This window comes from Kribbella sp. NPDC049227 (assembly GCF_043197265.1).
GTDB lineage: Bacteria > Actinomycetota > Actinomycetes > Propionibacteriales > Kribbellaceae > Kribbella.
This window is the reverse complement of record NZ_JBICST010000009.1, coordinates 488,986-510,650: the sequence shown is the minus strand read 5'-3', so window position 1 is coordinate 510,650 and position 21,665 is coordinate 488,986. Positions and strand designations below refer to the sequence as shown.

Annotated in this window: 20 protein-coding genes and 1 riboswitch; of the genes, 10 read left to right on the top strand and 10 right to left on the bottom strand. The window is 69.2% G+C overall.

Annotated features, from left to right (window positions below):
* Position 1: 1 nt before the first annotated feature.
* The 7 genes from ACGFH6_RS39035 to ACGFH6_RS39005 form a co-directional block, all read right to left on the bottom strand.
* On the bottom strand, positions 2 to 1,441 hold the full coding sequence (locus ACGFH6_RS39035; RefSeq protein WP_393394912.1) for a diguanylate cyclase domain-containing protein: 1,440 nt from the start codon (positions 1,439 to 1,441) through the stop codon (positions 2 to 4).
* A gap of 90 nt (positions 1,442 to 1,531) precedes the next feature.
* Positions 1,532 to 2,287, bottom strand: a complete 756-nt coding sequence (locus tag ACGFH6_RS39030) for a sugar phosphate isomerase/epimerase family protein (RefSeq protein WP_393394909.1) — start codon at positions 2,285 to 2,287, stop codon at positions 1,532 to 1,534.
* 24 nt (positions 2,288 to 2,311) lie between these two features.
* On the bottom strand, positions 2,312 to 3,127 hold the full coding sequence (locus ACGFH6_RS39025) for a sugar phosphate isomerase/epimerase family protein (RefSeq protein ID WP_393394906.1): 816 nt from the start codon (positions 3,125 to 3,127) through the stop codon (positions 2,312 to 2,314).
* Positions 3,124 to 4,302 carry a dihydrodipicolinate synthase family protein gene (locus ACGFH6_RS39020; RefSeq protein WP_393394904.1) on the bottom strand — a complete coding sequence of 393 codons (1,179 nt, stop codon included), beginning with the start codon at positions 4,300 to 4,302 and terminating at the stop codon, positions 3,124 to 3,126. The genes ACGFH6_RS39025 and ACGFH6_RS39020 overlap by 4 nt, the downstream gene beginning before the upstream one ends.
* Positions 4,299 to 5,462 (bottom strand): Gfo/Idh/MocA family protein, encoded by a 1,164-nt coding sequence (locus ACGFH6_RS39015; RefSeq protein WP_393394901.1) that lies wholly within the window; start codon positions 5,460 to 5,462, stop codon positions 4,299 to 4,301. The genes ACGFH6_RS39020 and ACGFH6_RS39015 overlap by 4 nt, the downstream gene beginning before the upstream one ends.
* A complete protein-coding gene (locus tag ACGFH6_RS39010) occupies positions 5,459 to 6,208 on the bottom strand; it encodes a cupin domain-containing protein (RefSeq protein WP_393394898.1) in 750 nt (249 codons plus the stop codon). The genes ACGFH6_RS39015 and ACGFH6_RS39010 overlap by 4 nt, the downstream gene beginning before the upstream one ends.
* A 142-nt stretch (positions 6,209 to 6,350) precedes the next feature.
* The gene (locus ACGFH6_RS39005) at positions 6,351 to 7,760 is read right to left on the bottom strand and encodes an FGGY family carbohydrate kinase (RefSeq protein ID WP_393394895.1); all 1,410 of its coding nucleotides are present in this window, start codon (positions 7,758 to 7,760) and stop codon (positions 6,351 to 6,353) included.
* Positions 7,761 to 7,889: 129 nt separating this feature from the next.
* On the opposite strand from ACGFH6_RS39005, the gene ACGFH6_RS39000 reads away from it, so the two are divergent.
* From ACGFH6_RS39000 to ACGFH6_RS38985, 4 genes are read left to right on the top strand one after another with little or no spacing between them, the layout of a single operon-like run.
* Complete coding sequence (locus tag ACGFH6_RS39000) at positions 7,890 to 8,783, top strand: nucleoside hydrolase (RefSeq protein ID WP_393394893.1); 894 nt, start codon at positions 7,890 to 7,892, stop codon at positions 8,781 to 8,783.
* Entirely contained in the window at positions 8,780 to 9,775 is a 996-nt protein-coding gene (locus tag ACGFH6_RS38995) for a sugar phosphate isomerase/epimerase family protein (RefSeq protein ID WP_393394890.1), read from the top strand. Before ACGFH6_RS39000 ends, ACGFH6_RS38995 begins: the two co-directional genes overlap by 4 nt.
* A complete protein-coding gene (locus ACGFH6_RS38990; RefSeq protein WP_393394887.1) occupies positions 9,772 to 10,683 on the top strand; it encodes a transketolase in 912 nt (303 codons plus the stop codon). The genes ACGFH6_RS38995 and ACGFH6_RS38990 overlap by 4 nt, the downstream gene beginning before the upstream one ends.
* Positions 10,680 to 11,645: a transketolase family protein gene (locus tag ACGFH6_RS38985; RefSeq protein WP_393394884.1), complete on the top strand. Its 966-nt coding sequence runs from the start codon at positions 10,680 to 10,682 to the stop codon at positions 11,643 to 11,645. Before ACGFH6_RS38990 ends, ACGFH6_RS38985 begins: the two co-directional genes overlap by 4 nt.
* Here the strand turns inward: ACGFH6_RS38985 and ribB are convergent.
* Positions 11,629 to 12,246 (bottom strand): 3,4-dihydroxy-2-butanone-4-phosphate synthase, encoded by a 618-nt coding sequence (gene ribB, locus ACGFH6_RS38980; RefSeq protein ID WP_360436937.1) that lies wholly within the window; start codon positions 12,244 to 12,246, stop codon positions 11,629 to 11,631. The two genes, ACGFH6_RS38985 and ribB, sit on opposite strands and share 17 nt — an antisense overlap.
* A gap of 98 nt (positions 12,247 to 12,344) precedes the next feature.
* A riboswitch (FMN riboswitch) is annotated at positions 12,345 to 12,478 on the bottom strand.
* 88 nt (positions 12,479 to 12,566) lie between these two features.
* Here ribB and ACGFH6_RS38975 point away from each other — a divergent pair.
* Positions 12,567 to 13,547 (top strand): sugar-binding transcriptional regulator, encoded by a 981-nt coding sequence (locus ACGFH6_RS38975; RefSeq protein WP_393394881.1) that lies wholly within the window; start codon positions 12,567 to 12,569, stop codon positions 13,545 to 13,547.
* A gap of 3 nt (positions 13,548 to 13,550) precedes the next feature.
* On the top strand, positions 13,551 to 14,903 hold the full coding sequence (locus ACGFH6_RS38970; RefSeq protein ID WP_393394878.1) for a threonine/serine exporter ThrE family protein: 1,353 nt from the start codon (positions 13,551 to 13,553) through the stop codon (positions 14,901 to 14,903).
* Positions 14,904 to 14,923: 20 nt separating this feature from the next.
* Here ACGFH6_RS38970 and ACGFH6_RS38965 read toward each other — a convergent pair whose 3' ends face one another.
* Both ACGFH6_RS38965 and ACGFH6_RS38960 read right to left on the bottom strand, forming a co-directional pair.
* Positions 14,924 to 16,498, bottom strand: a complete 1,575-nt coding sequence (locus ACGFH6_RS38965) for an RICIN domain-containing protein (protein WP_393394875.1) — start codon at positions 16,496 to 16,498, stop codon at positions 14,924 to 14,926.
* Positions 16,495 to 18,021 (bottom strand): DUF4185 domain-containing protein, encoded by a 1,527-nt coding sequence (locus ACGFH6_RS38960; protein WP_393394872.1) that lies wholly within the window; start codon positions 18,019 to 18,021, stop codon positions 16,495 to 16,497. Before ACGFH6_RS38960 ends, ACGFH6_RS38965 begins: the two co-directional genes overlap by 4 nt.
* 270 nt (positions 18,022 to 18,291) lie before the next feature.
* On the opposite strand from ACGFH6_RS38960, the gene ACGFH6_RS38955 reads away from it, so the two are divergent.
* From ACGFH6_RS38955 to ACGFH6_RS38940, 4 genes are all read left to right on the top strand, one after another.
* Complete coding sequence (locus ACGFH6_RS38955; RefSeq protein ID WP_393394870.1) at positions 18,292 to 19,494, top strand: 3,4-dihydroxy-2-butanone-4-phosphate synthase; 1,203 nt, start codon at positions 18,292 to 18,294, stop codon at positions 19,492 to 19,494.
* Positions 19,491 to 20,189: a class I SAM-dependent methyltransferase gene (locus ACGFH6_RS38950; RefSeq protein ID WP_393394867.1), complete on the top strand. Its 699-nt coding sequence runs from the start codon at positions 19,491 to 19,493 to the stop codon at positions 20,187 to 20,189. Before ACGFH6_RS38955 ends, ACGFH6_RS38950 begins: the two co-directional genes overlap by 4 nt.
* Positions 20,190 to 20,273: 84 nt before the next feature.
* Positions 20,274 to 20,669, top strand: coding sequence for a cyclic nucleotide-binding domain-containing protein (locus tag ACGFH6_RS38945; protein WP_131365731.1), 396 nt, complete (start codon positions 20,274 to 20,276; stop codon positions 20,667 to 20,669).
* Positions 20,659 to 21,663 carry an adenylate/guanylate cyclase domain-containing protein gene (locus ACGFH6_RS38940; RefSeq protein WP_393394863.1) on the top strand — a complete coding sequence of 335 codons (1,005 nt, stop codon included), beginning with the start codon at positions 20,659 to 20,661 and terminating at the stop codon, positions 21,661 to 21,663. The genes ACGFH6_RS38945 and ACGFH6_RS38940 overlap by 11 nt, the downstream gene beginning before the upstream one ends.
* Positions 21,664 to 21,665 lie beyond the last annotated feature (2 nt).

Genomic DNA, 21,665 nt, shown 5'->3' with positions numbered 1-21,665 from the left:
CTCAGTCGCGGTGGTGTTTGGCGTCGTACATCGCCTGGTCGGCGGTGTGGAGGAGGGCGTCCAGGTCGGTCGAGTCGGGCGTGATCGGGGCGGTGCCGATGCTGGTACTGACCTCGATGGTGATACCGGGGAGCGGGCGGCTGACGGCGGTCTCGAGGCGGGTGATGAGGGTCGCGAGGTCCTCGTCGGCGATGTCCTCGGCGAGGATCGCGAACTCGTCGCCGCCGAGGCGGGCCACGGTGTCGCCGTGCCGGACCTCGGCGGCCAGCCGGGTGGCGATCTCGCGCAGCGCGCGGTCGCCGGCCTCGTGACCGTAGCCGTCGTTCACCAGCTTGAAGTGGTTGAGATCGCAGAACAGCACGGCACCGGGCCGGCCTGACCCGCGGGTCCGCTCCAGCACCGCGGCGAAGCGGTGCTGGAGCAGGCGGCGGTTGGGCAGGCCGGTCAGCGGGTCGTGCGCGGCGTGGTGGCGCAGCTCGCGTTCCGCGTCCTTGCGGGCGGTCACGTCGTCGATCTGGATCAGCAGGATCCGCGGCAGCCCGGGACCCTGGTCGACGATCGTCGCCGTCCCGCCGAGCCAGATCTCGTTGCCGCCGGGCCGGGTGAAGATCCGCTCGAACCGGTACGTGCTGTTGCCTCGGGCAAGCTCTTCGAGCTCGCGCCGGGACTGGGCCGGCTCCTCGTCGCGGAGGAAGTCCACCATCGGTACGCCGATCAGCTGGTCGGCGGCGTACCCGGTGATCCGGCAGAAGGCGTCGTTCACGCGCAGGATCCGGCCCGCCTCGGACCCGTCGAAGGCGATCGTGGCCATCCCGTTGCCGGCGCCCTCGAAGACCATCCGGAACGTCGTCTCGCTCGCCTCGAGCCGGGTCTTCTCGGCCAGCAACTGGTCGGTCAACCGAGCCTTGTCGATCGCCAGCCCGGCCTGGGTGGCGAAGATCTCCAGCAGCTCCCGGTGGATCGGCCCGGGCCGCCGCTGATCCTCGGGCAGGTCGACCGCCAGCATCCCGACCAGTTCACCGTCGGACGAGTGCAGCGGCGCGAACAACGCGTCCAGCGGATGCCAGGCGGCGGGGTCGTCCGACACCGGGATCTCGGGCACCCAGCCGACCACCTCGCCTTCGGGCAGCCGTTCGTGCGGCACGAAGCGCAGTCCGCCCCACTTGTCCGCGATGGCGAACTCGGCGTCGAAGATGTCCGCCGCGCTCACCGTGCCGAGCAGGGCTTCCCGCGCCTCCGGCGAGCCGGCCACGGCGATCACCTCGAACTTGCCGTCCGGGTGGCGCAGGTTCAGTACGGCGATGCCGAAGCCGAGCCCGTCCACCACACCGTCGACGACCGCCTGCAGTGTCTCGGCCAGGCTCCGCCCGGCACCCATCCGCGCGCTCACCTCGTACAGGCGGCGGATTGCCGTCAGCCGGACCGTGGGCTCCTTCTGCACGGATCGAGCGTAAACCGATCTCACCAGCAGTGAGCGGTCGTCACCAGATCTGATCCGGTTAAGCGTTTGTCTGCGGACACCGAGCCCGGGTCAGAACCGGAGTTCGGTCAGGCCGCGGTAGCTGCGCTCGGCCGAGTGCCAGGCGTCGGTGGGCTTGTCGTGCTCGACCAGCCACTGCTCGACGCCGCCCTCCGAGGCGTGCGCGAACATCGCGGCGAAGTCGAGCTTGCCGGCACCGACGTCCTCCCACGACCCGTCCGCGGCCATGTCCTTCACGTGCAGCGCCGGGAACCGGCCCGGGTTCTCCTGGAAGTACTTCGCCGGGTCCTGGCCGCCCTCGACCGCCCAGTACAGGTCGAACTCGAACCCGAGCAGTTCCGGATCGACGTCCAGCAGGATGTCGAACAGGATCTGCCCGTCGACCGAGTCGAAGTCGCGCCCGTGGTTGTGGAACAGCAGCTTCAGCCCGGCGTCACGCGCCGCCTTACCGGCCTCGGTGAACGCCGCGGCCGCCGTACGGAAACCCTCCACCGAATGCAGCTCGGAGGGAATCGACGGTACGACGGCCCACTTCCCGCCCAGCGTCTTCACGCCGGCCAGTGCGCTGTCCCAGTCGTCGGCCATCCGGGTGTACCCGACGTGCTCGAGCACGATCGACAGCCCGGCGTCGTCCGCGAAGGACCGGATCTCTTCGGCGCTGTGGTCGAACCGCCCGCTCACCCCGATCGTGCGGTATCCGATCCCGGCGAGGCGCTTCAGCGTCCCCGGGTAGTCCTCGGCCAGCACGTCGCGCATCGTGTAGAGGTGCATGCCGATGCCGTCGGCGGGAATGGTCCGGTCACTCATACGGTCAGCTCCTGATGTCGAGGGTCAGATGACGTGTTCTCGATACCGCGCGAGCGCCAGGTCGAAGACCTGCTGCCCTGGTGCGTCCCACAGCTTCTGGTTGAAGATCTCTACCTCGATCGGCCCGTCGTACCCGGCGGCATCGCACGCTGCACGGAGACGGCGCAGCTCGATCGAGCCGTCGCCCATCATGCCCCGGCCGAGCAGCGTGTCCTCCGGAAGCGGGACGACCCAGTCGCTCACCTGGTACGAGAGGATCCGCTCACCCGCGCGCTCGATCTGCCGGTAGACGTCGGCGTCCCACCACAGGTGATAGGCATCGACGATCACGCCGACCTGCGACGCCGGGAACTGCTCGGCGAGATCCAGGGCACCCGACAGCGACGACACCACACACCGGTCGGAGCAGAACATCGGATGCAACGGCTCGACCGCGAGCTTCACCCCACGTTCCGACGCGTACGGTGCCAGCTCGGCCAGCCCGTCCCGGACCATGGAACGCGCGCCGTCGAGGTCGCGCGAGCCCGGCGGCAGACCGCCGCTGACGAGCACCAGCACGGAGGTCCCGATCGTGGCGGCCTCGTCGATCGCGCGACGGTTGTCCTCGATCTTGGCCTCTCGCTCCGCCGGATCCATGCTGGTGAAGAAGCCGCTGCGGCACAGCGACGACACCTTCAGTTCCGCGTCGGCGACGAGCCGGGCGGCCTTGTCGACGCCGTACTCCTGGATCGGCTCACGCCACAGCCCGATCCATGACAGCTCGGCCTTGGCGCTGGCCGCGACGACATCCTCGAGCGGCCAGTACTTCGTCGTCGCCTGGTTCAGGCTGTAGCGATTCACGCGTCGACCCCACCCACCCGCAGCAACTGCCCGAACCGCTGGACGGCAAGCTCCGGATTCGTCAGTACGCCGGCTTGATCGGCGAGCCGGAAGGTGTCGGCCAGGTGCGGCAGCGACCGGCCGGTCTGCAGGCCACCCACCATCGAGAACCCGGGCTGGTGCCCGTTCAGCCAGGCCAGGAAGGCGATCCCGGTCTTGTAGTAGTACGTCGGCGCCGAGAAGATCTGCCGCGCGAGCGGGACCGTCGGTGCGAAGACGCGGTCGTAGGTGTCGAGGTCGCCGTCGTCCAGCGCCTTCAGCGCGGCCGCGGCGGCAGGCGCGATCGCGGCGAAGATGCCGAGCAGCGCGTCGCTGTAGCGGTCGTCGCCCTTGATCAGGGCCGGGTAGTTGAAGTCGTCGCCGGTGTAGAGCCGGACGCCCTCCGGCAGACGGTTGCGCAGGGCAACTTCGCGCGAGGCGTCCAGCAGCGAGACCTTGATGCCGTCCACCTTTGTCGCATTGTCGGCAATCAGATCGACGACGACGTCGGCGGCGGTGTCGAGTGAGTCGCTGCCCCAGTAGCCGTCGAGCGCCGGATCGAACATCGACCCGAGCCAGTGCAGGATCACCGGGCGGGTCGATTGACCCAGCAGCCGGTCGTAGACCTTCCGGTAGTCGTCAGGCGACTCGGCCGCCGCACACAACGCCCGGCTGGCCATCAGAATCGGCTGTGCGCCGACCTCCTCGGCCAGACCGAGCTGCTCTTCGTACGCAGCAATCACCGCGTCCAACTCGTGGGCACCGTCCGAGCCGGCGGCGGGACGGTTCGTGACGGTGAGCTGGTCTGTGCCGACGCCAACCGCGATCCGCCCGTCCGGCGCCTCGGCCGCGGACCGCCGGATCAGCTCCTGCGTCGCCGGCCAGTCCAGCCCCATCCCACGCTGCGCGGTATCCATCGCCTCAGCCACCGACAACCCCAGCGACCACAGATGCCGCCGGAACTCCAGCGTGTGCTCCCAGTCAATCACCGCGGGCGCACCCGGCGAGTTGTCTCCCAGCGGATCCGCCACCACATGCGCAGCCGCAAACGCCAGCCGCGACCGAGCCGGCGAATAGGTGCCCTGAGCAACCGGCTCACCCACCAACCGGTACCTCTCCGACCCACCACCGGATGGAAGGTGAACCTCGAGCGTCACAGCTGTCCCTCGAGGTTCAAGGCAGGGACTTCGAGCTTGCGGCCTTCGCGCCAGGACTGCAGGCCCAGCTCGGCCAGCTGCACGCCCTTGGCGGCCTCGACGAAGTCCCAGGTGAACGGCGCGTCGTCGACCACGTGCCGCAGGAACATCTCCCACTGCACCTTGAACCCGTTGTCGAACACCTCGTTGTCCGGCACCGTCGCCCACTGGTCGCGGAACTTCTCGGTGGCCGGCAGGTCCGGGTTCCACACCGGCTTCGGTGTCGCGGACCGGTGCTGCGCCCGGCAGTTCCGCAGCCCTGCGACCGCGGATCCCTCGGTCCCGTCGACATGGAACTCGACCAGCTCGTCGCGGAACACCCGCGTCGCCCAGGACGAGTTCATCTGCGCGATGATCCCGCCCTCCAGCTCGAAGACGCCGTACGCCGAGTCGTCCGCGGTGGCGGCGTACTCGTTGCCCTGTTCGTCGACCCGGGTCGGGATGTGGGTCGCGCCCTGGCAGTACACCGACTTGACCTGGCCGAAGGTCTGGTCGAGCACGTACCGCCAGTGGCAGAACATGTCGAGGATGATGCCGCCGCCCTCTTCGAGCTTGTAGTTCCACGACGGCCGCTGCGCTTCCTGCCAGTCACCCTCGAAGACCCAGTAGCCGAAGTCACCGCGGACCGAGAGGATCCGGCCGAAGAACCCACCGTCGACGAGGCGCTTGAGCTTCCGCAGGCCGGGCAGCGACAGCTTGTCCTGGACGATGCCGTTCTTCAGTCCGGCGTCGCGGACCAGCCGGGCCAGGTCGATCGCCGCGTCCAGGCTCTCCGCGATCGGCTTCTCGCAGTAGATCGCCTTGCCCGCTTCGACCGCGGCGCGGACGCCCTTCTCCCGGAGCTGGGTCAGCGACGAGTCGAAGTAGATCTCGACGTCCGGCTCGGCGAGCGCCTCGGACAGGTCGGTGGTCCACCGGGTCAGGCCGTGCTGCTCCGCGATCCGGCGCAGCTTCAGCTCGTTGCGGCCGACCAGGATCGGCTCGGGGATGATCATCGTCCCGTCGGCGGCGGGCAGGCCGCCCTGCGCGCGGATCGCCACGATGGAACGCTCGAGGTGCTGGCGCAGGCCCATCCGGCCGGTGACGCCGTTCATCACGATGCCGACGCGTCGCTCGTTCACTGTTCTGCCTCTCGCGAAGAAATGTCGTAGGTGTCGAGGCGACCGCACATGCCATGCAGGCCGAACTCGGTGGGGGCGGGTAGTTCGTGGAGTTCAGCGGTCTGTAGGTGCGGCGCCGTACCGGCTTCGAGAGCATCGAGGGCGGCGCCGGTCTGCTCGGCCAGCCGGCGAGCGCCCTGCGCCCAGCGGCGACGCCAGTCCGGCAGTTGCGGCTGGACGATCCGGATCGCCGCCGCGTAGAAGTCGTCCAGCGCGGACGGCCCGTCGGTCTCGTAGGACTCCCGCAGGACGGCGAAGCCGTCGAGCGCGAGGTTGCGCCGGGCCATCGCGGACGTGGTCCGGACCTCACCCTCGCCGGTGAGGGTGGTCGCCTTCAGATAGGTCGTGCGGTCCGTCAGGTGCTCCGGCGGCAACGTCAGTACCGCGTCGCCGGCCTCGGGGAGCCCGGAGTTCGACATCAGCGCCAGGATCTGGAGACCGCCGCCGTTGACCAGCCGGTGAATCGTCCCGGGGTCGAACCAGACCACAGCGCCGGCCTCGAGCGGGGTCTCCGCGAAGCCCTTGGGGTTCAGCGTCTGGACTGCGCCGGAGCCGGCGACCACGTAGTACCCCTCGGAGCAGGCCAGGTGCACGTGCGGGGAGCCGCCGGCCGAACCGTCCGGGGCCTGCCGGTCGTACACCTTCAGCAACGAGATGCCGATGCCGCCCGGCAGCGCCGTGGCCGAGCCCGGTCCGAACTCGCACATCGCTGCCTCCCCTCGTGAGCCTGGGAAAGGGCTTTCCGAGGCCTGTGGCCGCAACTTTAGGTGGGCCGTCACGACGAGTCAACCCGTCACGGAAAGCGATGTCCGACCGCATCCGGTCAGCGCACTCAGAGCGAGATGGACGTCACTTCGAGGTGCGAACCGAGGCGACCGCGGCCGCCCACTCGGCGCGGCGGCTCGCTCGCGCAGCGGGGTCGATGGCGGGCTTGAAGTCGCGGTAGCCGCGCTGGGTGGCCCAGCCGGTGGGAGCGCCGAGAGTGGTCCAGGCGAGTTCGGCGGCGCCGAGGGCCGAGATCTCGGCCACATCGGCGGCTTCCACGGGGTGGCCGAGCAGATCGGCCTGGGTCTGCATGAGGAGATCCGAGACGGTCGCGCCGCCGTCGGCGCGCAGGCGTGCGGGTGTGCCCGGAATGGTGTCGGTGACGTCGCAGATCTGGTGAGCGACGGCATCGACGCAGGCACGGGCCAGATGCGCGCGGGTGGTGGAGCTGCTCATCCCGGTGATCGCGGCCCGCGCGGCGCGGTCCCAGTGCGGGGCCCCGAGGCCGGCGAACGCGGGCACCAGGCTGACTCCGCCGGCGTCGTTCACGCTCGCCGCGAGTTCCATCAACGCGCCGACGTCCGGCAGTCCGAGCATGGTGGCAGTCCAGGCGAGCGCGGCGCCCGACGAGACGATGTTCCCCTCGAGCGCGTACAGCGGCTGGTCCGTCAGCCACGCCAGGGTGCATCCGTCCGCGACGAACTCATCGACCGGCGTCATCACCGACGACCCAGTCCCGTACGTCGCCTTGATCATCCCGGCCTGCGTGCAGCCCTGGCCGTACATCGCCGCATGCGAGTCCGCCAGCACGGCAACGATCGGGATCCCGTCCGGCAGGCCCGAAACGCCCGCGGTGACGCCGAATCCGGCGTTCGACGGTCGTACCTCGGGCAGTACGGATCGGGGTACGCCGAAGGCCTCGAGCAGTGCCGGGGACCAGTCGAGCTCGAGTACGTCGTACAGCAGAGTCCGTGAGGCATTGCCCGCGTCAGTCAGGTGCTCACGGCAACCAGTCAGCCGATGGATCAGCCACGAGTCCACGGTGCCCACCCGATCGGCGTTCGTGTGGTCGAGCAGCCAGCGCAGCTTCGGCGCCGAGAACATCGCATCCACCCGCAGTCCGGTGCGAGATCGCACCAGCGTGTCCAAGCCGGCCGGGAGCGACGAACACCAGGACGTCGTACGCACGTCCTGCCAACCGATGACCGGGCCCACAGCCTCGCCGGTACGACGGTCCCAGCCGACCACCGATTCACGCTGCGTCGACAATCCGATCCCGGCGATCTCGACGGGCCCCGCGGCGGCCAGACACGACGAGATCGCCTCGAGCACGCTGCGCCACAGGTCGTCGGCATCCTGCTCGGCCCAGCCGGGCCGCGGAGCCGAGAGCCGGACCGGCGCGGACCCGGTGGCCAGTACGGTGCCGTCGGCAGTCGCGAGGACGGCCTTCGAGTTCGTGGTGCCCTGGTCCACGGCGAGTACGGCCGGCGCCATCGATCGCCCTCCAAGTCAGACAACGTTCAACCGAGCCCTTGACGGGACTCTAGCGTCGTGGCGACACTCATGGCGACAGGTTATGCAGTAGTGAATATATATTCGAGCCACCGACGGAGGTCGACGCAGGTGAAGCCGAGCAGACGCCGGGTGATCATCAACACCGACGCCAAGAACGAGGCCGACGACCAGTTCGCGATCGTGCATGGGCTGTTGTCGCCCACCTTCGACATCCGCGGGCTGATTCCCGCGCACTTCGGCACCCGCCGGTCGGACCGGAGCATGGAGGAGTCACGCGAGGAGATCGACCTGCTGCTCGGCCTGCTGGACCTGACCGGCAAGGTGCCCGTCGCGAACGGCGCTCCGACAGGCATCCCGGACGAGCAGACCCCGCTGGACTCGCCCGGTGCGCAGCTGATCATCGAGGAGTCCAAGCTCGCCTCGAAGGACGACCCGCTGTTCGTCTCGTTCCTGGGCCCGCTCACCGACATGGCCTCGGCGATCCTGCTCGACCCGGCGATCGTCGACCGGGACGTCATCGTGATCTGGATCGGCGGTCGCGGCTACCAGGGTTACAGCGCGGACCACCGGATGGAGTTCAACCTGTCGAACGACATCCACGCCGCGAACGTGGTCTTCGGCTCCGGCATGACGGTGTGGCAGGTCACCAGCGACGTCTACACGAAGGTCTCGGTGAGCTACGCCGAGCTCGAGGAGAAGATCGGCGACGCCGGCCCGCTCGGCAAGTACCTGATCGACCAGCTGATCGACTGGAACGCCACCTGGCACGGCGAGCCGATCGAGTCCCGTTCGCTCGGCGACTCCCCGGCCATCTCACTGATGCTCTACCCGCACAGCGGCAACTTCCGGGTCCGGCCGGCACCGCGCTTCGGCGTCGACGGCTGGTACCTGCCCGGCACCGACAACCCGATCCACGTCTGCGAACAGGTCGACGTCCGCTTCCTGCTGGAGGACATGTTCGCCAAGATCCGCCGCTTCGCCCGCCAAAGGAGCACATCATGACCGACCTGCCGGTGTTCGGTGCCGGGATCTGGCACTTCGCGACGTACAAGGACCGCTACGCCACCGACGGCTACGGACCGCCGGTGGGGCTGCTCGAGCAGATCGACCGGGCCGGCGCCGTCGGCGACCTGTCCGTGGTCGACCTGAACTGGCCGTTCGCGGGGTACGACGGGACGCTGGACGAGGTGAAGGACGCGCTGAAGCGCAACAACCTCAAGGCGATCGCGATCACGCCGGAGATCTACACCCGCGACTTCGTCAAGGGCTCGCTGACCAACCCGGACCCGGGCGTTCGCAAGCAGGCGACGGAACTGTTGCACCAGGCAACCGAGCTGGCCAAGGACCTGGGCTGTTCGTACGTGAAGCTGTGGCCCGGCCAGGACGGCTGGGACTACCCGTTCCAGGTGAACTACCACGACATCTGGAACCTGGCACTGGACGGCCTGAAGGAGCTCGTCTCGGCGCACCCCGACATCAACTTCGTGATCGAGTACAAGCCGCGCGAGCCGCGGGTGAAGATCATCTTCCCGAACGTCGCCCGTACGCTGCTCGGCATCGAGAAGATCGGACTGCCGAACCTGGGCATCCTGCTCGACTTCGGCCACTCGCTCTACGGCCAGGAGACACCGGCCGACGCGGCGCAGTTGGCGATCGACTACAACCGCCTGTTCGCGATCGATGTGAACGACAACCTGCGGGGCTGGGACGACGACATGGTGGTCGGTTCGGTCCACCTGGTCGAGACGTTCGAGTTCTTCCACACGCTGCGGAAGAACAACTGGGAGGGCGTCTGGCAGCTGGACCAGTTCCCGTTCCGCGAGGACAGTGTCGAGGCCGCCAAGCAGGCGATCCGGTTCCTGAAGGCGGTGCACCACGCGCTCGACGTACTCGACGACGAGGCACTGGCCGCGGCCCAGGCGTCGCACGATGCTTTGGCGGCACAGAAGCTGGTGCAGAAGGTCTTGCTGAGTTCCATGGCGGAGATCGCATGACGCTGACCGTCGAACACACGACGATGCCGATGCTCGGGCGGCTGCCGATCCACAGCAGCCGCGCCGAGCAGGTGGCGCACATCGCCGAGGCGGCCCGGCAGATCCGGATCCAGGACCTCAAGCTGGTCCACTACGCCGGAGCCGGCCACATCGGCGGTGACTTCTCCGCCATCGACATCCTGGCCACCCTGTACGGCGCGGTCCTCGACATCACGCCGGACTCGGTCACCGACCCCGAGCGCGACCGGTTCATCCTCAGCAAGGGCCACGTCGCCGGGGCGCTGTACACCACGCTGGCCGCCTTCGGGTTCCTGCCGGTCGACGACCTGGCCACGTTCCTGAAGCCGCTGTCCGCGCTCAACGGTCACCCGAACCGGCGCAAGGTGGCCGGCGTCGAGGCGAACACCGGTCCGCTCGGTCACGGCCTGCCGGTCGCGGTCGGGCACGCGTTGTCGGCCAAGCTCGACGTGTCACTGCGGCGTACGTATGTGCTGGTCGGCGACGGCGAGTTGCAGGAGGGCAGCAACTGGGAGGCGATGATGGCCGCGTCCCAGTACCAGCTCGACCGGCTGACCGTGATCGTCGACCGGAACCGGCTGCAGCAGGGCGCCACCACGAAGGAGACCAACGACCTGGATCCGTTGCCGGACAAGGCGGCGGCGTTCGGGTTCGCGGTGGCCGAGGTGAACGGTCACGACCACGGCGAGCTGCTCGACGTGCTGTCCGCCGTACCGTTCCGGCCCGGGAAGCCGACCTTCGTGATCGCGCACACCCACAAGGGCCACCCGATCTCGTTCATGAGCAACAACGTCGCGTGGCACCACCGGGTGCCGGACGTGGCGGAGTTCCAGCAGGCACTGGCCGAGCTGGAAGCTGTTGTTCCCGGCTACGCCAAGGAGCTTCGATGACCATCGTCGAGACCTCGATCGCCGACCGGCCGCGGTACGACTGCCGGGACGCGTACGTCGAGACGCTGGTCGAGCTCGCGCACGCGGACCACCGGATCGTCGGGGTGGTGAACGACTCGGTCGGCTCGAGCAAGCTGAGCAGCTTCCGCAAGGCGTTCCCGGACCGGTTGATCAACGTCGGCATCGCCGAGCAGGACATGGTCGGGGTCGCCTCCGGCCTGGCCAACGGCGGCCGGATCCCGTTCGTGTCGGCCGCGTCCTGCTTTCTCACCGGCCGCGCGCTCGAGCAGATCAAGGCGGACGTCGCGTACTCGAACACCAACGTGAAGCTGTGCGGGATGAGTCCAGGGGTGGCGTACGGCGAACTCGGCCCCACCCACCACTCCATCGAGGACATCGCCTGGCTGCGGGCGATCTCCAACCTGACGGTGATCGTGCCGGCCGACCCGATCGAGACGGCGGCCGCGTTGCGCTGGGCGGCGGCCTCGGACGGGCCGGTGTTCATCCGGGTCAGCCGGATGAGCGTGCCGAAGGTGTACGACGAGGACTACGAGTTCCGGCTCGGCCGGGCGATCACCGTCCGGGCCGGCGACGACGTGACGCTGATCAGCAACGGGACCGTGCTGTGGCGAGCGATCGCCGCGGCCGAGCAGCTCGCCACGGAAGGGATCTCGGCCCGGGTGCTCTCGATGCCGACGGTGAAGCCGTTGGACACCGGTGCTGTGGTCGCGGCCGCGCGGGAGACGGCCGGAATCGTGACCGCCGAGGAGGCGGTGTCCGGCGGCGGGCTAGGTGGCGCCGTCGCGGAGACCGTCGTCCAGCAGCATCCGGCCCGCGTGACGATCCTCGGGATCCCCGAGTTCGCGCCCACCGGGTCAGCCGGATACCTGCTGGACCACTTCGGGCTCTCACCCGACGGCATCGCGGCGGCCGCCCGCAGGCTGATCAGCCGAGGAAGGTGACCAGATCCGCGATCGACACCATCGCGAAGCCGTGGGTGTCGGCGAAGGCGCGCAGGTCGGCTCCGGTCATCAGCGTGCCGTCGTCGTTCATCAGCTCGCCGATCACGCCGACCGGTGGCAGCCCGGCCAGCCGGACCAGTTCGACCGTGGCCTCGGTATGACCCGGCCGCTGGCGGACGCCGCCGGCCACCGCGCGCAGCGGCAGGATGTGGCCGGGCCGGATCAGGTCCGTGGGCCGGGCCGCCGGGTCGGCCAGCACCCGGACGGTCCGGGCCCGGTCGGCGGCCGAGATGCCGGTGCCGACGCCACTGCTCGCATCGACCGACACGGTGTACGCCGTACGCAGGCTGTCCTGGTTGTCCGGCACCATCAGCGGCAGTTCGAGCCGGTCGAGCACCTCCGGCGCGGCCGGCGCGCAGACGTAGCCGCTGGTGTGCCGGACGAGCAGCGCCATCAGCTCGGGGGTCGCGAGGCTCGCGGCGAACGTCAGGTCGCCCTCGTTCTCGCGGTCCTCGTCGTCGACGACCACCACGGGTCGCCCGAGGGCGATCTGGTCGACGGCGTGCTGGATGGTGTCCAGGCGGGTTGTCACGGTGGTCACGGTCGTTGTCCTCTCGGCCTGGCACTCCGGGGCAACGACAACTCCACGACGGGTCCGATCGCGCGGACAGCGCACACCGGACGGCATCGCGAAGACTGCCACGTGCATCTTCCCATCCGGACTTTCACCGTCGGTCCCGGAGTTCCACCAGGTCAACCGGACACCCTCGCGGGTGTACGGGTCGCGGACTGTCACCGCCGGCTCGGAATTTCACCGACCCCAGAGCACGTGTGGTCTTGCAAACTGCGGTCAGTTTATCGGGTTCGCCCGCCGCCGCTGACCTATAGTCCATTCCTGATCGTGTCCTAAGGGGAGTCGACGTGGCCAACGGCAACCGCGCGGTGCGCCAGCCCGGGCTGGACGAGTTGCGGCTGCTGGCGAAGGTGGCCCGGATGTACCACGAGAAGGGCATCCGGCAGCCGAGGATCGCGGCCGAGCTCAACCTCTCCCAGGCGCGAGTGTCGCGGATGCTCAAGCAGGCCGTCGAGGTCGGCATCGTGCACACAGTGGTGACCATGCCGAGCGGGGTGCACAGCGACCTCGAGGACGAGTTGCAGGGCCGCTACGGGCTTCGGGACGCGGTGGTCGTCGACACCGCGGGCGCCGGGGACGACGTACTGCCGGCGCTGGGTTCGGGTGCGGCGGCGTACCTGGACATGACGCTGACCGGTGCGCACGTGATCGGGATCTCGTCCTGGAGCGAGACGCTGATCAGCGCGGTCGACCGGATGCCCCGCAAGAGCGTCCCGGTGGTCGACCGGGTGGTCCAGATCGTCGGCGGCCTGGGTGACGCGGCGGTGCAGATGCAGGCGACCCGGCTGACCGCGCGGTTCGCCGAGCTGACCGGTGGGATGCCGGTCTACCTGCCCGCGCCCGGACTGGTCGGGACGCCCGCGGTCCGGCGGGCGATGATGAACGACGTGTCCGTTCGGGACGTTCTGGGCACCTGGGGACAGCTCACCGACGCCCTGGTCGGGATCGGCAGCCTCGAGCCCTCGCCGCTGCTGCAGCGCAGTGGGAACGCGGTCGCCGAGGCCGACCAGGACGAGCTTCGCCGGCTGGGTGCCGTCGGTGACGTCTGTTTCCGGTTCTTCGACGAAGAGGGAAGGCACGTGCGCTCGACGTTCGACCAGCGGGTCATCGGGGTGACCGCCAAGGAGTTGCTGGCGGTGCCGCGCCGGATCGGCGTCGCGGGCGGGGACCGGAAGTTCTCCGCGATCCGCGCCGCGTTGCTCGGGGGCTGGGTCAACATCCTGATCACCGACCTGGCGATGGCCCATCGCCTGCTAGGTGACGGCTGAGTGATGGAGCGGGACGAGCAGCGGGAGGTCTACCGGACCCTCGACCTGGCGTTGCGGGTCGGTGAGGTGCTGCTGTCCAGCGGTGCCGGTACGGCGGACGCTACCGCGACGATCCTGGGTGTGACCGCGGCCGGTGGTCTGCGCGGCTGCGAGGTCGACATCACGTTCACCTCGATGGCGATCTCGTACCAGGCGGCGCCGGACGTCGCGCCGGAGACGCACATCCGGCTGGTCCGCTACCGGTCGCAGGACTTCTCCCGGCTGACCGAGGTCGATCGGCTGGTACGGCGGTTCGCCCGCGGTGACCTGACCCGGGACGAGGCGAGTCGCGAACTGGCGCGGCTGACGTCGGCGGGTCCGCCGTACCCGCGCTGGACCGCCGTACTCGCCTGGGGTGTGATGGCCGGCGGCGCGACGCTGCTGCTCGGCGGAGGCTGGCTGATCACGCTGGTGGCGGTCGTCACCGCGGTCGTGATCGACCTGAACAACCGGTGGTTCAGCCGGCAGCGACTGCCCGCGTTCTACCAGCAGGTGGCCGGCGCGTTCGTTGCCAGCGCGGTCGCGCTGATCCTGTACGCCGTTCATGCGCCGGTGAAGCCGTCGTTGGTAGTTGCCGCGGGCATCATCATGCTGCTGGCCGGGATCGCGCTCACCGGTGCTGTCCAGGACGCGATCACCGGGTACTACGTGACTGCGGCGGCCCGCCTGCTGGAGGCGATGCTGCTGACCGGCGGGATCATCGCGGGTGTGAGTCTGGGGCTCGCACTAGGCCTGAGGTTCGGTCTGAACGTCGGTCTCGAGGCGCAGACGATCCAGCTGGCGAACCTGCCGATCATGGTCGGCTCCGGTGCGCTGATGGCGGTCGCGTTCGCCTACGCGTCGTACGCGCCGCTGCGGGCCCTGCTGCCGGTCGCGGTGATCGGCGCTGCCGGGTCGCTGGTGTTCACGCTGATGACCCGCGCGGACTTCGGGCCGGCGTGGTCGACCGCCGCGGCCGCGTTCACGGTCGGGATCGGTAGCTACTCGCTCGGTCGCCGGTTCGGCGTGCCGCCGCTGGTCGTGGTCGTGTCCGGGACGATCCCGTTGCTGCCCGGACTCACGATTTACAAGGGCTTGTACGAGCTGATGAGTCTCGGCGACCTGCTCGGCATCGTGAGCCTCGCCACCGCGGTCGCCATCGGCGTCGCGATCGCGTCGGGCGTCATCCTCGGCGAGTACGTCGCGCAGCCGATCCGCCGCGAGGCCCGGCGACTCGAGGATCGCCTCGCCGGACCCCGCCTGGTCGGACCCCGCCGCCCCGTCCGCCGCCGTACCGGCCCCCGCCGACGGCGCCGCCGCCCGGCTGAAGCCTCCTGACCGACCAGCGGGGGCGCAGGTCAGCGGCGTTCCAGGCGCCAGATCTGGGGCTGGAGGTTGTTGCAGCTCCAGACCTGCACATTGGCTCCGGGCGCCGGCGAGCCACCGGCCACGTCCAGGCACAGGCTGCTGTTCTGGCCGACGAACGTGTAGTAGCCGCGGCCCACGTTCACCGCCCGCCACCGCTGCCACCCGCCGTCCTGACACGTCCACTGCTGGACGTTCGCACCCGGCGTCGAGGAGTTGCTCGCGACTTCCATGCAGAGCCCGCTGTTCTGCCCGCGGAACCGGAAGAACCCGTTGCCCTCCGAGGTGAGCTGGAAGTTCTGCGGTCCGAGGTTGTTGCAGGTCCACTGCTGGATGTTGCCGCCAGGCTCGCGTGAGTCCGCCGCGACATCCAGGCAGTTCCCGCTCTGCGCACTCACCAGCCGGTACGTCGCATCCGTCACGCCGCTCGCGTCCTGGGTGCCGATCGCGGAGCCGGTGGCGTAGTAGGTCTTGCAGACGGTGCCGTCGTAGTCGGTGGCGAGTTCCAGGACGGTGTTGCCGTCGGCCGATGGGATCATCGGTGAGCTGTAGTTGGGGCAGTAGTTGTTGTAAGGGTTGTTGACGGCAACGGGTGCGGGCAGCTCGTACCAGTTGCCGTTCGATCCCTCGGTGTTGGCGAAGATCGTCCGCCCGTTGTCGGCGGCAACCGATCCGTCGGCGTTCTGCAGGATCTGGCCGATCAGCAGCAGCTTGCCGTTCGGCGCCGGCGCGAGTGTCGGCGCATGCGTGAAGTACTTCCCGTCCACCGTCTGCGCGCGGAAGCCGAGGTGGGACGGCGATCCCCAGTTCCAGCCGTCCGGCGACTGCCGGGTGTGGACGACGCAGTCGTACTGCCCGCCGAGGCCGCAGATCTCGTACGACATCACGTACGTCCCACTCGGCAACCGTCGTACGACGGGCATGCCAGGGCGATGCCCGAACGTCGGGCTGGACACCGTCGGCCGGGGATCGGTCCAGGTGACACCGTCGGTACTGCGGACCTCCATCAACTTCTGGCTGTGCGCGGGATCGGTCTCGTCCGAGTAGTGACAGACCAGCCGGCCGTCGGCTGCGACCGAGAACTCGGGCTCCCACAGTCCGCGGTCGTTCGGGGCAGTCGCGCAACTGGACAGGTACGACCACGTGCGGCCGACGTCGGTGCTCTTCAGGATCCGTAGTGACATCGGTCGCGCGTCGGCGCCCATCGACGCGGCCCACAGCAACGTCCCGGCCGGCATGGCGCCGATCGCTGTCGGCAGCTCGAAGAGGGTGGCGCAGCACAGCCCTTTGCCGTCCGCGGCCCCGGAGTCCTCGACGGTGCCGACCTGGGTGAAGTTGGCACCGTTGTTCGTGCTCTCGTAGATCGCGCCGACGCCGTCCGCGTTGCCCTGGAAGGTCACGACACTGGCCAGGATCCGGCCGTTCGCCGCGCCGCTGTGCTCGAGCCGGATCGCCCGCGGATACAGGCCGGTGTCGTCGCGCAGCAGTTGCCCCGTCGCGGCTTCCGCGGTGCCCGTCGTGACCAGGCAGCCGGCGATGATCGCGAGGACGAGGACCAGCCGCCTCACCGGATCTCCTCCACGACGACGTCGTCCAGTTGCAGCCACACATCCTGACCGTGACCGAAGAAGCCGCCGTACAGCTGGACGAGCGACTCACTTCCGGAGTCGAAGTCCACACTGACCTTCGCGTACGCCGGATGCGCGCCGCCGGTCTGCTGCGCGATGGTCTTGCCGCGGAGAGTGCGTACGCCGAGCATGGTCTCGGAGTTGTTCTCCGCGGTCCGCATCCAGGCGGACAGCCGGTACTTGTGATGGGGGCGGACGGCAACAGTCTGCTGGAGCTGGTGCGCGCCGATCGAGTCGCGGACGTACGCGTTGTTGGCGCCGCTGTGGCCGAGGTTGGTGCGGTCGATGCCGCCGCGTCCACTCAGTTGCCAGGGTGCGGTCGGCGTACTGCCGGTCTGGGCTTCGAAGCCGGGATCGGTGACCAGGTTGGTGACCTGTCCGTCGTCAGTCAGCTTGGTGTGCATCAGGAACACGTTGTACGGGTCCCACTGCGACATCGTGAAGTACAGGTCCGGGCCGGACGACCACGGGTGCATGAAGGTCCCGTACAGGCCGGGGTAGTCGGTGCCCTTGACAACGACCTGCTCGCCGCTCCACGGTCCGGTCAAGGATTTCGCCGAACGCAGTACGACGGAGGCCCGCGACTCGTCGAGGTACATCATCAGCCACTTGCCCAGGTACGCGTTGTACTGCACCGAGACTTCGCTGATCGGACCGACCGCGATCGGCGCGGCGGCCGACTCCTGCGGTGACCAGGTCCGGCCGTCCCAGTAGCGCCAGGCCTTCTTCTCCAGCACGAGCTTCTCCGGGACCCGAGCGACGTGGGCGTTGCCGAAGCGTCCGTTCGGCGTACCGACCATGTAGACGTAGCCCTGGTCGCGGGTCAGCGCGACCATCTGGAAGTTGTCGTCCCAGGCCTTGGTGTTCTGCCAGCGCGCGTCCGCGTCCTTGGTCCAGGTCTCGCCGTTGTCGTCGGAGTAGGCGAAGCCCGAGTAGTTGGTGAACCAGCTGCCGGCCGGACCCCAGTAGTTGACCGACATGTACTGCACGTATTGGCGCTTACCGACCGAGATGCCCGCGGTCGGAATGACGGTGTGCTCGTCGCGGTCGACCTTCTTGCAGTCCAGGAACTGCTTGGCGTGACCAGGCCGGTCCTCGGCCGCGGAGTCCAGCGTCATCCCGTCGGCCAGGTTGCGGTCCTTGCTGCGCAGGAGCAGGTTGCACCGCCAGTCGATGGTGGCCTGGTCGCCGGTCCCGCCGCCCGGCCCGGTCCAGCCGCTGCCGTAGCTGTCACCGAACGCGGTCAGGATCTCCCCGGATCCGTTGTCCCACAGGATGCCGAGGTCGGTCGCCTTCAGCCCGAACCGGGCCTCCGTGTCGTTGATCGACTCCGGGCCGGTCAGCTTCGCGACCCGCTCGGCGGGCGACGGTACCGGCGCGGCCTGGGCCGGTGGGGACTGGTCGGCGGGCACCAGGGCCGCTCCGATCAGGGCAGGGACGAGGAGCAACCATCGTTTCCGCATGCGTGTCTCCTAGGGCGGGAGGGCAGAGCTCTGGCTGAGAAATCGATTTCCGGTCACGGTAACCTCGGCTGTCACGACGGTCAACGGCTGGCGTGTGGTTTACTGCCGACTGGTGCGATTCCAGGTGTGACGGTCGGGAGCGATCCCGGGCCCGTCGGCTCCGCCGGACGGCGGAGTGACCCGGCCACGACCGGGGCCACGCGGTGATACCCCGCTTCAGCTCGGACCCGTGCGGGTCCCTGGCCGGATCCTTCTGCCGGAGAGCGAAGCATGTTCACAGGACGAATCGAGCACACCGCCACGGTCGTCGAGGTCACCGACGACGTACTGCGGATCAAATCCGGACTCGAGGTCGCGCCGGGTGGTGCGGTCTGTGTCGACGGGGTCAGGTTCACCGCGGAGCCGGCCGCTCCCGGTGAACTCCGGGTGACCGTGACCGCCGAGACCCGGCGCCGTACGACGCTGGATCGCATCACCTCCGGTAGGACGGTGCACGTCGAGCTGCCGGTCGCGGTGGGCGATCGGATCGACGGTCACCTGATCCAGGGGCATGTCGAGGGAGTGGGCAAGGTGCTCCGGGTCGGCGACGAACCGGCCGGCCGCCGGGTCTGGATCAAGCCGCCGGACCGCCTGCTCGCCCGACTGGTGGCGAAGTCGTCGGTCGGGATCGACGGCGTGAGCATCACGGTCGCCGAAGTGCTGAAGGATCGGTTCTCGGTCGTCCTGGTGCCGAACACCTTGCAGAAGACGAAGCTCGGGACGCTGGTCGAAGGCGATCGGGTCAACCTGGAGAGCGACCTCCTGGTCCGGATGGCGCGCGAGGGGCACGGTCCCGAGTTGCTGCGGGCGGTGTCGCAGTTGCCGTGGGCCGGTCAGTTGAGCGGCGAGGTCGGCGTACAGAAGGTGGTTGCGCAGATCGCCGCCGGTGGCGGAGCCGTGGTGTGGGATCCGACGGCGGAGAGCGAGGGCGATGTCGTCTTCGCCGGTGAGCGGTTCCGGCCGGAGGCGATGACGTTCCTGCTCACGCAGGTCTGCGGACACACGACGATTCCGTGTGCGGCCGACGTACTGGAGCGGTTGGAGATCCCGCCGATGCCGGGTGAGGGCGATCGGCAGGGGACGGCGATGCATGTGTCGGTGGACCTGGCGTCCTCGTCCGGGACCGGGGTGGCCGCTGCCGAGCGGGCGGCGACGATCCGCAGGTTGGCGTCGGCGGACGCCGTACCGACCGACTTCCTGCGGCCTGGGCATGTGTTTCCGCTCGCGGCGCGGCCCGGGCTGCTGGCCGAACGGCAAGGGCACACGGAGGCGACGGTCGCGCTGTGTGTCGCGGCCGGGCTGGCGCCGGTCGGTGTGTGCTGCGAGGTGATGCGACCGGACGGCGTGATGGCGGGACCGGCCGACCTGGAGCAGTTCGCGCTGCGGTGGGAACTGCCGATGATCGACATCCACGACCTGGAGCGCTGGCTGTGAAGGGCTCCGAGGTGTACGACGATCCGGCGTTCCTGCACGGCTACCGCGAACTGCGGCGGACCGGACTCGGGTTGAACGACGAACTCGAGATCCCCGCGATGGACGCCGTACTGCCGCCGGTCGGGGAACTGCGGGTTGTCGATCTCGGGTGTGGTGAAGGTGGTCTGGCGGTCCGGCTTGCGGAGGCGGGTGCGGACGAGGTGATCGCGGTCGACGCTTCGGAACAGATGCTGGCAGCGGCGGCTCAGCATCCGGCTGTTCGTTATGTGCGGTCGGATCTGGCCGCCTTCGATCTGGAGCCGGGATGTGCGGATCTCGTGGTGAGCAGCATGGCGCTGCACTATGTCGAGGACTTCTCCGACCTGGTCGCGCGGGTCGCCCGATGGCTGACGCCGGGTGGCTCGTTGGTGTTCTCGGTCGAGCATCCGGTGATGACGGCGCCGGTGGTTGCCGCCGACTGCGTCGTGGACGACTACGCCGACGAAGGGGTGCGGCGGCGTTCCTGGTTCGTCGACGGTGTGATCAAGTATCACCGCACTATCGGCTCGACGCTGGCCGCTCTCCGCCGGCACGGCTTCAGCCTCGACGTGGTCGACGAGCCCCTCCCGACTCCCGGCCAGGTCGCTCACCACCCGCACCTCGCCATCCACCGCCGCCGCCCGCCTGTGCTGCTGGTCGCATCCAGCCTGGGGTGACCTTCGCGTCGGCGAGCCGTTAGAGTTACCGACTGGAAACATCGGCTGATCGCCGGGGTGGCCCGGCGGGCTCGGAGGATCGACGTGGCTTTGGGTAGGACATCCCCGCGGGACCTGCCGCTGTTCGCGGATCTGTCCGGACGGGACATCAGGGACATCTTCCGGGCCGGTGAGGAGGTCTCTGTGCCGGCCGGCTGGTCGCTGATCCTGGAGCAGACCCCGCCGGACGCGGCGTACCTGATCCTGAGCGGTACGGCGGCGGTCCGGGTCAAGGGCGAGGAGATCGCCGAGCTCGGCCCGGGTGACATCGCGGGCGAGGTCGCGGTCCGGAAGAACACGTTGCGCACGGCAACCGTCACGGCGAAGTCGCGGCTGCAGCTGCTGCACTTCACCCGGGAGAAGTTCGACGAGCTGACCCGCAAGTTGCCCGCGTTCCGCGATGCCATCGACGCCACCATCGTCGAGCGTCGTGGTTCCTGACCCTGGCGCCGATCCGGGTGCGAACGGGCAGGTGGATCTGGCCGGTATGCAGCGGGAGTTCGAGCGGGCGTTGCTCGGCGGGGAGCGGAAGTTCACCCGGCTCGAGGTGTCGCAGCGGGCCGGGATCTCGAGCGACCGGGCCGAGCGGATGTGGCACGCGCTCGGGTTCGCGACCGTGCCGGACGACGAGGTCGCCTTCACCGACGACGACGTCGAGGCGCTGAGGCTGGTCGCCGCGCTGGAGGACGACAACTTCGTCGCCGAGGAGATGGAGTCGTCGCTGGCCCGCAAGCTCGGCCAGACCCAGTCCCGGCTGGCGTCCTGGCAGTCCGCGATGTTCCTGGAGTTCCTGGCCGGCTCGAAGCTGTCCGCGGACGAGGCGATCGAGGTGGCCGGGCAACTGCTGCCCGCGATGGAGCGCCTGCAGACCTACGTGTGGCGCCGCCACCTGGCCGCCGCGGCCGGGCGCGCGGTGGCCGGCTCCGACGAGCTGGCCCGCGGGATCCGGGCGGTCGGCTTCGCCGACATCGTCAGCTACACCCGGCTGGCCCGGCGGATGACCGAGACCGAGCTCGGCCAGCTGATCGAGCGGTTCGAGGGCATGGCCGCTGATGTGGTCGCGCTGAACGGCGGCCGGGTGATCAAGTCGATCGGCGACGAGGTCCTGTTCGTCACCGACACCGCGGCCCAGGGCGCGGCGGTCGCGCTGGCCCTGCAGGAAGCCGTCACCGCGGCCGGAGACATGCCCGAGCTGCGGATCGGTCTGTCGTACGGCGGCATCCTGATCCGGCTCGGCGACGTGTACGGCGAGGTCGTCAACCTGGCCGCCCGCCTCACCGCGGAGTGCAAGCCCGGCCGCGTCCTGGCCGACCGCGAGCTGGCCGCGGCCCTCGACGGCCACCCCGCCTACCGCCTGCGCCGCCTCCGCCGCGTCTCGGTCCGCGGCTACCACCACCTCGTCCCCTACGCCGTCCAGCGGGCTGAGTCACAATAGTT